10 protein-coding genes are annotated in these 11,728 nt (G+C 56.2%); 5 read left to right on the forward strand and 5 right to left on the reverse strand.

What is annotated here, in order from left to right:
• The first annotated feature begins 266 nt into the window (after positions 1-266).
• The 5 genes from JN22_RS08465 to JN22_RS08485 all read left to right on the forward strand — a co-directional run bounded on the left by JN22_RS08465 (position 267) and on the right by JN22_RS08485 (position 6,191).
• Entirely contained in the window at positions 267-1,172 is a 906-nt protein-coding gene (locus JN22_RS08465; RefSeq protein WP_085553541.1) for an acetaldehyde dehydrogenase (acetylating), read from the forward strand.
• Complete coding sequence (gene dmpG / locus JN22_RS08470) at positions 1,165-2,193, forward strand: 4-hydroxy-2-oxovalerate aldolase (protein WP_085553542.1); 1,029 nt, start codon at positions 1,165-1,167, stop codon at positions 2,191-2,193. The genes JN22_RS08465 and dmpG overlap by 8 nt, the downstream gene beginning before the upstream one ends.
• Positions 2,177-3,226 (forward strand): NAD-dependent epimerase/dehydratase family protein, encoded by a 1,050-nt coding sequence (locus JN22_RS08475; protein WP_085553543.1) that lies wholly within the window; start codon positions 2,177-2,179, stop codon positions 3,224-3,226. Before dmpG ends, JN22_RS08475 begins: the two co-directional genes overlap by 17 nt.
• 113 nt (positions 3,227-3,339) lie before the next feature.
• Positions 3,340-5,169: a thiamine pyrophosphate-binding protein gene (locus JN22_RS08480; RefSeq protein WP_085553544.1), complete on the forward strand. Its 1,830-nt coding sequence runs from the start codon at positions 3,340-3,342 to the stop codon at positions 5,167-5,169.
• An 89-nt stretch (positions 5,170-5,258) separates the two neighbouring features.
• Entirely contained in the window at positions 5,259-6,191 is a 933-nt protein-coding gene (locus JN22_RS08485) for an NAD-dependent epimerase/dehydratase family protein (RefSeq protein ID WP_085553545.1), read from the forward strand.
• Between the two features lie 35 nt (positions 6,192-6,226).
• Here JN22_RS08485 and JN22_RS08490 read toward each other — a convergent pair whose 3' ends face one another.
• From JN22_RS08490 to JN22_RS08510, 5 genes are all read right to left on the reverse strand, one after another.
• Positions 6,227-6,991 carry a hypothetical protein gene (locus JN22_RS08490; RefSeq protein WP_143268227.1) on the reverse strand — a complete coding sequence of 255 codons (765 nt, stop codon included), beginning with the start codon at positions 6,989-6,991 and terminating at the stop codon, positions 6,227-6,229.
• 148 nt (positions 6,992-7,139) lie between these two features.
• On the reverse strand, positions 7,140-8,492 hold the full coding sequence (gene rfbH, locus JN22_RS08495; RefSeq protein ID WP_085553546.1) for a lipopolysaccharide biosynthesis protein RfbH: 1,353 nt from the start codon (positions 8,490-8,492) through the stop codon (positions 7,140-7,142).
• Between the two features lie 2 nt (positions 8,493-8,494).
• Positions 8,495-9,604 (reverse strand): CDP-glucose 4,6-dehydratase, encoded by a 1,110-nt coding sequence (gene rfbG / locus JN22_RS08500; RefSeq protein ID WP_085553547.1) that lies wholly within the window; start codon positions 9,602-9,604, stop codon positions 8,495-8,497.
• 12 nt (positions 9,605-9,616) lie between these two features.
• Positions 9,617-10,387, reverse strand: a complete 771-nt coding sequence (gene rfbF / locus JN22_RS08505; protein ID WP_085553548.1) for a glucose-1-phosphate cytidylyltransferase — start codon at positions 10,385-10,387, stop codon at positions 9,617-9,619.
• 441 nt (positions 10,388-10,828) lie between these two features.
• The gene (locus JN22_RS08510) at positions 10,829-11,671 is read right to left on the reverse strand and encodes an ABC transporter permease (protein ID WP_223677634.1); all 843 of its coding nucleotides are present in this window, start codon (positions 11,669-11,671) and stop codon (positions 10,829-10,831) included.
• Between the last annotated feature and the right edge of the window lie 57 nt (positions 11,672-11,728).

The following is an 11,728-nucleotide window of genomic DNA, read 5'->3' on the forward strand; positions in this document are numbered from 1 at the left end:
ACAATGACCAGTTTGCGGCGTCAGGCCCGCGTTCCGTCGGGTCCTCAATGGAAAATCCATTTTATTGTCTTGCATATCTTTGCCCCGTGCCATTAGGAGTTGGCTCGACCAACAATCATGGCATGGTTCAGTTGACAAAAATCATCATATGTCAGTATTATGTTTTAGCCAAAAGATGAATTTCGCAGAATTGTCATAAGTGTATTTCTGGATATATATTTATAATATATAGTATTTCTAGAATAATCGTGGGAGAGGGCTCTCTGATGGAGAAAAAATTAAAAGTTGCCATACTCGGAACCGGAAATATTGGGACCGATCTCCTTATAAAGGTACGGCGCTCATCTTTTCTTGAGTGTTCTCTTTTTGCCGGACGCAATTTTGCTTCTCCGGGAATACAAAAGGCCATGAATCTTGGTGTACCTCTATCCACTCGAGGGATAGAGGCCATCATTGAAGACCCTTTGTGTTGCGATCTCGTCTTCGATTGTACGTCGGCTCTGAGTCATCAGGAGCATGCCCCCATCCTTGAGCAATTGGGAAAAATCGTCGTTGATTTGACTCCATCCAAAACCGGACGTATGTGTGTGCCAGCCATCAACCTTGATGAGTGCTTGGTCGAGCATAAAATAAATATGATCACTTGCGGAGGCCAAGTCTCCACTCCTATTGCCTATGCGATCGGCCAAGTCCACAAAGACGTCGAGTATATCGAAGCAGTTTCGTCCATTGCTTCGCGCAGCGCCGGCCCCGCCACTCGCCTGAACCTGGATGAGTACATCGAGACTACTCAGCAGGGATTGTTGTGTTTTTCGGGTGCCCGGCACGCCAAGGCCATTCTCATCCTCAATCCGGCCGACCCCTGCATCCACATGCAGACCACTGTGTTCGCCAAGGTAGCCGAACCTCGGATGGATGCGCTCAAAGCCGCCGTAGCTGAGATTGCGGAGCGCATCCGCAGCTATGTCCCTGGTTACCGGCTGTTGGTGGAGCCTGTGTTGGAAAACGGCCGCATCGTAGTGACGGCACGCGTCTCCGGTTTGGGCGATTACCTACCGGAATATGCGGGAAATCTGGACATCATCAATTGCGCGGCCTTGGCCGCTGCAGAAGGCTACGCCAAGGCGCGCATGCTGTCGCCAATGGTTGTAATGGGAGGAGGGCATGCCTAAGGTCGTCATCAACGATCCTACCCTGCGCGACGGCAACCACGCGGTGCGGCATAGGCTGAACCGTGATCAGATCGTTGCCTATGCCCGCGCTGCCGAAGCCGCCCGCATTCCCGTTGTCGAGGTTGGCCATGGCAACGGCATCGGCGCCTCGTCGCTTCAGGTGGGAGAAGCGCTTCTGGATGATCGCACCATGCTGGAGGCGGCGCGGACGGAATTGTCCAATTCCAAACTGAGCGTCCACGTTATTCCGGGCTTCGCCACCATCCAGCGCGATCTGAAGCCCGCCATTGCGTTGGGCGTAGACATCTTTCGCATCGGTTCCCACTGCACGGAAGCGGACATCACGCAACGTCACATCGCCTACGTGCGCGAGCAGGGGCGCGAGGTGTACGGCGTTTTGATGATGAGCCATATGGCCTCCAAGGACATCCTGCTGGAGGAGGCTCACAAGATGATCTCCTACGGAGCCGAAGCGATCGTTCTCATGGACTCCGCTGGCGCCTACCTGCCCGACGATGTCGACGATAAGGTCGGGACGCTGGTGCGTTCACTCCACATTCCCATAGGATTTCATGCCCATAACAACTTGGGTATGGGTGTCGCCAATTCCGTGGCTGCAGTGCAGGCGGGGGCCAGCATCATCGACGGCAGCGCACGGGGTTTCGGCGCAGGTGCAGGCAATGCACAGCTAGAAGTGGTTGTTGCGGTGTTCGAGCGCCTAGGGATCGAAACCGGCATCGACCTTTACAAATGTTTGGACTGCGGGGATCTGGCCGAGCGCTTCCTGGTTGAGGCCGTCCCGACCATTTCTTCGGTCAGCATCGTCAGTGGCATGGCTGGAGTGTTCTCAGGATTCATCAAGCACGTACAGCGCATTTCCAAGGAATACGGCCTGGATCCACGCGACGTATTCTTCGAACTTGGACGACGCAAGGTTGTTGCCGGACAAGAAGATTTGATCATCGAAGTCGCCTTTGATCTGGCGCAAAAATCTGGAGTGAAGCATGCAGCTTCCTCGTGAGCTTGTTCGGGAAGATTGCCGTCGGTTATCTACCAAACCGGGCACACTGCACAAATTGCAAGGAAAGGTTCTCCTGGTCACCGGTGGAACCGGTTTCCTGGGCACTTGGCTTGCCGAGATGATCGCCACCCTGAACGACGATCACGGGTTCGGCGTTCGCATGATTCTGCTATCCACCTCGGCCAACCAGTTCCGGTCTCGCATGCCTCACTTGGGGAATCGGAACGATGTCACCCTGTTGCAGGCGGACACAGCCAATCTGGTCGATTTGCCGCCGGAGGTGACACACATCCTTCATGCGGCGGCCACACCCGATAACCAGCAGCATGCGTCCGAGCCGTTGCGTCTTATCCGCAGTGCGGTGACAGGGACGCAAATGGTGCTGGAGGCCGCCACTCGGCTTTCCGGCCTCAAGGGCTTTGTAAACATTAGTTCTGGCCTGGTCTATGGACCTATGGCAGTCGATGCCAGGCCTGTGGACGAGCGTATCTTTACCGGCCTGGACAGCAGCTTGATCACGTCCACCTATGCGGAAGCCAAGCGCATGGGTGAGCAACTCGCTTCCGTCTACCGCAGCCAGCATCGGCTGCCGGTGGTCAACGTGCGGCCCTTTGCCTTTGTGGGTCCCTACCAGAGGCTGGATCGGCCCTGGGCCATCAACAATTTCCTTCGCGATGCCCTGCACAACGGGCCGATCCGTATCCATGGCGGTGGCCAGACGGTGCGCAGCTACATGTATGGCGCCGACGCGGCGTGGTGGTTGCTGACCATGCTGGCGCGTGGAGAGGTCGGCAGCAGCTACAACCTGGGCAGTGACGAGGCCGTCGACTTGAGCCAACTGGCACACAAGATTGCCGGGTTGTTGCCAAACCGCCCCAAAGTCACTTCCGGGCTCCTGGGGGAGGGAGTGCCACGCTCGTCTTTTGTTCCGTCCATCACCCTGGCTCGCCGTACCCTGGGGTTGGAGATTAGCACGGATCTTGACATGGCCTTGCGCCGAACCATTCAATGGAATCAGAATATTATGGAATAAAATCTTTTCACCCCTCTGAAATGGGATTCATAGGCTCTGCATCCGGTACCATCACATTCTTGTGTTTCCAGCTCTAAAAATGATCAAAAAATCACGGATGGAAAGTTGACATCATGATGATCAAAGCCGCTGACTTGATTGCCGAATTCCTTGAGAACAAAGGGATCCGTCATGTATTTGGCATTGTCGGTGCTGGAAATGTTCATATCTTCGACGCCATTCATCGGCGTGGATTTACTCAAATAGTCTGTGTGCATCATGAGCAGGCGGCATGTATGGCGATGCAGACTTATTATCGCATTCATGGCACGCCCACGGCGGCGATCCTGACCACAGGTGCTGGATCGACGAACGGTGTAACTGGGGTCGTAAGTGCCTGGATGGACTCTCTTCCTGGATTGGTTATTTCCGGTAACGAAAACAGCCGATTCACCCGGACTGATAATCCCCTGCGTGTCTGGGGTGTGCAAGGCTATGACAGCACCGAAATGGTGGCGAAGGTTACCAAGTACGCCAAGCGCGTTCTTGAGGCGGGCATGGTGATGTATGAGTTGGAAAAGGCTTATCACATTGTCCAAGAGGGCCGTCCCGGCCCGTGCTGGCTCGACATTCCCATGGATATACAGGCGGCCCAGGTCGACCAAACTCTTCTGCCGACTTTCGAGTCGGATGCGGAAGCCACAAAGCCCCCTGCTGAGAGCCTGGAGCAACTGGCACCCCAAGTGTTGGATAAACTTCGCCAAGCCAAGCGCCCCGTTTTGTGGTTGGGTCATGGCATCCGTCTGGCTGGCGCAACGGATCTTCTGGAACCTTTGCTATCGGCTTTGAATATTCCAGCTTTGATATCCTGGGCTGGCATTGACATGATTGCCTCTAATCACCCGCTTGTCTATGGCCGGGCCGGCGTTTACGGGCAGCGCTGTGCCAACTTTGTGCTTCAGAATGCCGATCTTGTCTTGTGCATTGGTACCCGTCTTGCCATTCCTCAGATCGGCTATGCGCTCGATGAGCTGGCCCGTGCCGCCGAGTTGATCGTCGTCGATATCGATGAAGCCGAGGCGACCAAACATGGGAAGCGCGTATCCATGCCGATTGTGGCCGATGCTGGCCGCTTCATCGGCGCTCTCTTGAGCGGTCTAACTGAGCAATGCCTGGAAACTGCGTATGGCGATTGGATAGCCCAATGCGACAACTATCGTGCCTGCTATCCGTGGGTGGGGGCCGAGCACGCTGACGAACCTCCCTACATCAACTCTTACCGTTTTATGGAAAAGCTGGTTGAGCATTTCAAGCCGGATCAGGTCATCGTGACCGATATGGGCACCGCTCTCCTGTCCGGTCATCAGGTTATCAAAACCAAACCTGGACAAAGGTTGATGACCTCCACCGGTTTGGGCGAGATGGGGTATGGCCTACCGGGCGCCATCGGAGCTTCGTTCGCCCGCAATCGCGGAGAGGTTATGTGCTTGAACTGCGATGGTGGCATGATGATGAATTTGCAAGAATTGCAAACCATCGTGCACCATAAGCTGCCAATCAAGCTGTTCATCTTCAACAATGATGGATACTTGATGATCAAACACACCCAGAACAATCTTTTTTCTGGACGGCAAGTCTCCGTAGACCGAAGCAATGGCGTCTCTTGTCCAGACTTCTCAGCATTGGCGACCGCTTTCGGTATGCCCTCTTACCAGATTCGGTCTTGGGAGGATTTCGACCAAGTTCTTCCCAAGGTACAGGGTGAGATTGGTCCCGTAATATGTGAAATTTTCATGTGTCCAACCCAGTTGTTCTCTCCGAAACTGTCCTTGTCATCCCTTCCAGACGGACGCCTTGTTTCTCCTCCTCTTGAGGATCTATCCCCTTTGCTTCCTCGGGAAGAGTTGCGCGGCAACATGCTCGTTGGGATGCATCCGAAATCAGAGGGTTTGACGGCCCAATGAGCTGGAAAGCGAGCAACGCACAGCGAAGCATGTCCTCTGGCTGGGCGCCCTGGCCATCCGGTGCGCTATCCTAAGAGGGCTCCCTTGTGATGCACATTGCGATTCTTGGGGCAACCAGCCAGCTCGCTTCCGACCTGATCCTAGGATGGGCTGGAAATTCCACCATCCTCTTGGACCTGTTCGCGCGGCGGCCGGATGCGGTGGCCACTTGGGCAAAAGGCAAGGGGCTGGCCGGGCGTTTCCGGGCCGCTCCCTTTGATCAGTTCGGAACTGGAGACACCAAGTATGATGCGATCATCAACTTCGTTGGAGTGGGCGATCCAGCTCGCGCAGCTGAAATGGGAGCATCCATCCTAGATATAACCCACCACTACGACAGCATAGCTCTGGAATATCAGAACCGTTATCCTCAATGCCGCTACCTGTTTTTGAGCAGTGGCGCCGTTTACGGCAGTACCTTTTTGGAACCAGCTGGCCGTAGCACCCGTTCACAGATCGCCATCAACGACCTTCCTGCCCAGGAATATTACGCGGTTTCCAAACTCTACGCCGAGAGCCGCCATCGCGCCCGCCCTGGGCGCCCCATCATCGACATTCGCGTCTTCAACTATTTCAGCCGCACCCAGGATCTCGACGCTCGTTTCTTCATCACGGACATCGTCCGGGCTATCCGAAGCGGAAATGTGCTCAAGGCATCCGATGATGTCATGGTCCGCGACTTTCTCCACCCATCGGATCTTCGTGGACTGGTGGAGGCGTTGCTTGCCGCTCCACCTGTCAACGTTCCAGTGGATTGCTACACCCGCTCTCCCGTGAACAAGTCCACCCTGCTGCAAGCCATGGCAGGTTGGTTCGGGCTTCGCTGGGAAATCACGGCTGGCCCAACCTCACCCCTTATCAACGCCACCGGCACCAAACCCCATTACTATTCCACGAACACTCGTGCTGCCGAGTTCGGTTATCAGCCAAAATACTCCTCCTTGAATGGTTTGAAGGAAGAAATAGAAGCTATTCTCAACTGAAATTTCTGATCGCATTCCCCACATTGATTAAATTACTAATTTTGCGAAAAAATGGCGCCAAAAACTCGCATTGCAGAAGGTCTTACCCCAAATTTTCTAAAATTCATTTCGGCTTCTTCCGGAGGGCTGATGCCCTTATCTTTTGCAATCTGATAAATCGCACCGGTCCCCTGCTTTCTAGTGTGGGTGACGGGCGTTTCGTCGATAATGGCAATCTTCGCTCTAGGCAGCCCGAGAAGATGAGGCCAGATCAGATCCAATCCCCAGGCTGTAAAACTGCCACGGAACGTGTGCATACAACGCTCCAACGCGTTTCTTGAGAACATTGGAGCCATAGCCTCAACAAAGTTCGAGAATCTGAGGACCAAGCCTGGCTTAATCACCGTGATTGGATGAGCAATGAACGAATCTTCCGTCAGTGCTGGTTGGCAGAGATCAAGGGAGAACTCTTCTGCGATTTCAAAAAGCCTGTTGATTCCTGACCATGTACATTTGAGATCATCGTCTGGAAACCAAACTCTGTCATATCTCCACAAAAATTTGAGATTTTCATACGCTTCATACGCCGCATCATATTTGTAAGACATTTGCCGAACAATTATATCCTCGAAATCAACAACATATTCACCTGAGCTCCCATAGTAACTTACCATCATATCCCAATTTCTGGCATCAAGACTGATGTCTTTCTTCCAGAAGCGATGCAGACTTTCCGTATCGCCAACTCTGAGAATAACCAGATTGCGACGAGCTTTCTTGTTCGCTCTTTCAAAAAGAAGTTCAAACAATTGATCATCCATTCATATCTTGGTGTTTCTTGATAAACGCCTGCACATGACTATGTTCAAGCGTTCCTGAAGGATATTGACATGGTCACATGCTGTTCTTGCGCGACTTTGGTCGCAACAATCTCCTCCCTCAGCCATGGCTGAACGCCAAACACGAAAATCAACCCGCGGCTCTTCTTTGGACGAAGCTGCGGAAGGTCTCTACCATGTACTCGATGTGCGCTGGGGTAAGGCCGGGATAGACCCCGATCCAGAGCGTCCGGTTCATGACCACATCGCTGTTGGTCAACTCACCATGCACCCGGTACGTCCGGTCCTTCATGTAGGGCTGGCGCAGCAAGTTACCTCCGAACAGCTGCCGCGTCCCGATCCGCGCCTGCGTCAAATGCCGGGTGAGTTCGTCGCGGGTGAAGGGTGCCCTCTCTATCATGGTCACTGGAAAGCCGAACCAAGAAGGCTCGCTGTTCGGAGTCGCTTCAGGCAGGATCAAAACATCGGTGAGTTCCGCCAGCCCTTCCTTGAGCAGAGCGAAGTTGCGCTGACGCGCCTTAATGAAGTCCTCCAGCCGATCCATCTGACCAAGCCCGACCGCAGCCTGCATGTCGGTAATCTTCAAGTTGTATCCAATATGAGAATATATGTATTTGTGGTCGTACCCATGCGGCAAGCCTCCCAATTGCCAAGAGAAACGCTGCTTGCAGGTATCGTCACGACCGGGCGCGCACCAACAGTCCCGGCCCCAGTCCCGGAAGGATTCCAGAGCGCGCTTCAGCTTGCCGTTGCTGGTGAAGACCGCTCCACCCTCTCCCATGGTGATGTGGTGGGCAGGGTAGAAACTGAGGGTGCCGATGTCACCGAAGGTTCCCACGGGTCGCCCGTCGTAGCGGGCTCCAAGGGCATCGCAGGCGTCCTCGATGAGGAACAGCCCGTGCTTGCGCACCACCCGCATCACGGCGTCAAGATCGAAGGGGTTGCCCAGCGTATGGGCCAGCATGATGCCCCGTGTGCGCGAAGTGACAGCGTCCTCCAGCCGACTCACGTCCATGTTGTAGGTTGGAATATCCACATCGAGAAAGACCGGGACCAGTCCGTTCTGCAAAATTGGGTTGACGGTGGTGGGAAAGCCGGTGGCGCATGTGATGATCTCGTCACCGGGCTTCAGCGCACGATCACCCAGCAGGGGCGAGGTCAAAGCGGTCAACGCCAGCAGATTGGCAGAGGATCCCGAGTTGACGGTCAGCGCGTGCTTGACCCCCAGGAATTCCGCCAGACGTGCTTCAAACGCGTCGTTAAACCGGCCAGTCGTCAGCCAGAAGTCGAGCCCGGAGTCGACGAGCATCCGCATCTCTTCCGCACCATAAACCTTACCACTCACCGGCACCGGCGAGGCCCCCGGCACAAACGGCTGTTGGCCATGCGCGACTGCGGCGTATTCGGTGACGAGATCCAGGATTTGCCGCCGCAGTTCCTCTTTGCGGATGGCCGTATCGGCTGAAGACGAGATGGTGTTCATGATCAATTCCCGGAAACGGTCGGCAGCGTGTCGGAACCCGCGGAAAACTCTTCGATCTGGGCCAGCATAAGGCGGCGGATGTCCGCGCCGGCTTGATGGGCACGATACCACGCAACGGTGCGGGCAAGCGCCGTGCCGGCATCCCACCGCGGCACCCAGCCCATCTGGAGGCGCGCTTTGGTGCAATCCAGGGCCAGTGTGCGCTCTTCGTGTGGCTGGGCGTGGGGCCAAGCGGCGGAAGCGGCATCACCCCAGGAGGCTCCATCACCCCACAGATCGGTCAACCGGTCTGCGACCCAATGGACCGGGCGGGATTCGCTTTCGGCTGGACCGAAGTTCCAGCCCTCGGCGTAAGCTGCCGGTTCGCGCCACAGCGCCTCGGCCAGCATCAGATAGCCGTGCAGCGGATCAAGCACATGCTGCCAGGGTCGGATCGAATGGCGGTTGCGGACGATGCCGGGTTGGCCAGCCAGGAAATGGCTGATCAGATCCGGAACCAGACGGTCGCGGGCCCAGTCGCCCCCTCCCAGCACATTGCCGGCACGGGCGGAGGCGAGCCCCACACCGTTCTCCGCCTTGAGAAAGGACTGACGGAAAGCGGCCGTAACCAGCTCAGCGCACCCTTTGCTGTTGCTGTAGGGGTCACGGCCACCCATGGGCTCGTTTTCACGGTAACCCCAGATCCAGCCCCGGTTCTCGTAACATTTGTCGCTGGTGACGTTGACCACGGCACGAACGCTGCCCACGGCACGCACAGCATTCAGCAGGTGAACCGTACCCATGACGTTGGTTGCGTACGTGTCGACCGGCTCCTCATAGGAAAGCAGGACCAGCGGCTGGGCGGCGAGGTGAAAGACCACCTCGGGTTTCGCCTCGGCCAAGGCATCGCGCAGACGGGCTTCGTCGCGCACGTCTGCAAGGATGTGACCCGCCGTATCCGTTGCGACGCCGGCGATGTCGAACAGGTTGGGATCGGTCGGCGGAGCCAGGGCATAACCGGTAACCCGTGCCCCCAGCGTACCGAGCCAGAACACGAGCCAACTCCCCTTGAAGCCGGTGTGACCGGTCACGAAGACCCGCCGGTCACGCCAGAAACTCATGTCGATCGCCATGCCTTTTGATCTCTACCAAACTTTCCAGGGCGGATTACCGCTCATCCATAGCTTATCAAGCAGATGCTTGTCGCGCAGCGTGTCCATGCACTGCCAGAAGCCCTCATGCTTCCAAGCGGTCAGGTGACCTTCATTGATCAGCGCCTGGATCGCCTCCTGCTCCCACACACTCTCGTCGCCGTCGATGTAACGGCCGACCAAAGGAGACAGGACGAAGAACCCCCCGTTGATCCGGGCTCCATCGCCTGCAGGCTTTTCCTGAAAAGAGGTTACCTGCGACCCGTCGACCTCGACCAAACCATAGCGGCCGGGAGGGCAGACCGTCGTCATGGTTGCAGCCTTTCCATGAGCCTTGTGAAAAGCGATGCTGGCAGAGATATCAACGTTGCTCAGGCCGTCGCCGTAGGTCATGCAAAACGCATCCTCACCCTCCAAATAGGGCAGGATTCGTTTGAGCCGACCGCCCGTCATCGTATGGGCACCGGTATCCACAAGTGTGACAGACCATGGCTCGGCATTTTTACGATGAATGGACGTACGATTACGAGAAAAATCAATTGTGATATCAGACGTATGAATGAAGTAATTTGAAAAATATTCTTTAATCAGATAACCTTTGTAGCCAAGACATATAATAAAATCATTAATGCCATGCGCTGAATACATTTTCATGATATGCCAAAGAATCGGGCGATCCCCGATCTCGACCATTGGTTTCGGGCGAAATTCCGTTTCTTCACTAAGCCGTGTACCCAGGCCACCAGCCAAAATTACAGCCTTCATCGCAGCGCATCCTTATCGTGCATGAGCTTTGCCATGATCAATGGCGGAACCTTCGAGGTCCCACCACAATAGATCAATGGAATACATCAATTTTATGTGAATCTATGCAGAATGGGATCTTAAACACAACGGCAAGCGGTTGACCTCGGCCATGAGCACCCTTACCGACACGCATCGCGCGGTTCATGGGAAGAGCGGACCTGTGGGTATGCCCCCCGCTACGTCTGTGGCACCGATCCGTCCAGGCCACTCTGGAGCTTGGTGCAACCTGGAGCCTGTCGAATCGATTGTAGGAGAATGGGGCGAGGGGTTCAACAACCGGTGCCTTACTGGCCCCCTCCCGTCGAAACCAAAACATGATCCCATGCCCCCACGAAGACGTCGCAATGCAACGTGCCTCAATCTTAATGGCTTCCCAAACCCACCGTTACCACACTTCTTCTATACCACGTCGGCGAAGGCCTTGCGGGTCCGCTGAAACCAAGCAAAACCCAACCACGCAACGAGATAGGCGGCGGCCGTGTAGGCCAGCCAGACCAGCGGCTCTGGCGCCTTGCCCCAGAACAGCGCGTCGCGCGTGTGCTCCAGCAGCAAGGTCAACGGATTCAGCAGGATCACCGGCCGGTAGGCCTCGGGAATGGCGGAGACCGGGTAGAAGATCGGGCTGAGGAACATCAGCATGGTGACCAGCACCCCGATCATCTGGCGGATGTCGCGCAGGAACACCCCCAGCGAGGCGAGAAACCACGTCACCCCCAGCGTGACCAGGCACAGCGGCAGCAGGATCAACGGAAACAGCAATGTGGTCAGGGGCGGCAGGCCGAACAGCACCAGCGCGAACAACTCCAGGATCACGAAGCCGATGGTGGCGTTGACGAGCGCCACGGACAGCACGACCGCCGGCAGGATTTCCAGAGGAAACACCACCTTCTTGATGTAGCTGACATTCTCCAGCATCAGGCCGGGCGCCCGCGCCAAGCATTCGGAAAAGATGGTGAACAGGATCAGGCCGGACAGCAGCAGCAGCGCGAATTCGGCCTTGCCGCCGGTGGACGCTCCCCAACGGGCCTGAAAGACCACGCTGAAGACGAAGGTGTAGACGGCCATCATCAGCAGCGGCGTCAGCACCGCCCAGAACAGCCCGAGCAGCGAGCCTCGGTAGCGCGCCTCCAGGTCCCGGCGGGCAAGCCGCAGGACGAGCCGGCGGTGTTCCCAGATGGCGGTCAGGGGCGCGAGCGGGCCGGGAAACCGGCTGGCCGTGGTGGTGTGGGGCGAGGCGATCACGGGAGAGCGAACCTTCTGCGCGCGGGAGGACCGGATCGGGAGACGCGGCGATCGGTG

This window comes from Azospirillum agricola, assembly GCF_020005195.1.
GTDB classification, from domain to species: Bacteria; Pseudomonadota; Alphaproteobacteria; order Azospirillales; family Azospirillaceae; genus Azospirillum; species Azospirillum agricola.

Excerpts from the sequence above, each read along its gene's own strand:
- JN22_RS08465 (WP_085553541.1), top strand. The coding sequence starts at position 267 with ATGGAGAAAAAATTAAAAGTTGCCATACTCGGAACCGGAAATATTGGG.
- JN22_RS08480 (WP_085553544.1), top strand. The coding sequence starts at position 3,340 with ATGATGATCAAAGCCGCTGACTTGATTGCCGAATTCCTTGAGAACAAA.
- rfbG (WP_085553547.1), bottom strand. The coding sequence starts at position 9,604 with ATGGCGATCGACATGAGTTTCTGGCGTGACCGGCGGGTCTTCGTGACC.
- rfbF (WP_085553548.1), bottom strand. The coding sequence starts at position 10,387 with ATGAAGGCTGTAATTTTGGCTGGTGGCCTGGGTACACGGCTTAGTGAA.
- JN22_RS08475 (WP_085553543.1), top strand. The coding sequence starts at position 2,177 with ATGCAGCTTCCTCGTGAGCTTGTTCGGGAAGATTGCCGTCGGTTATCT.
- rfbH (WP_085553546.1), bottom strand. The coding sequence starts at position 8,492 with ATGAACACCATCTCGTCTTCAGCCGATACGGCCATCCGCAAAGAGGAA.
- dmpG (WP_085553542.1), top strand. The coding sequence starts at position 1,165 with ATGCCTAAGGTCGTCATCAACGATCCTACCCTGCGCGACGGCAACCAC.
- JN22_RS08490 (WP_143268227.1), bottom strand. The coding sequence starts at position 6,991 with ATGGATGATCAATTGTTTGAACTTCTTTTTGAAAGAGCGAACAAGAAA.
- JN22_RS08485 (WP_085553545.1), top strand. The coding sequence starts at position 5,259 with ATGCACATTGCGATTCTTGGGGCAACCAGCCAGCTCGCTTCCGACCTG.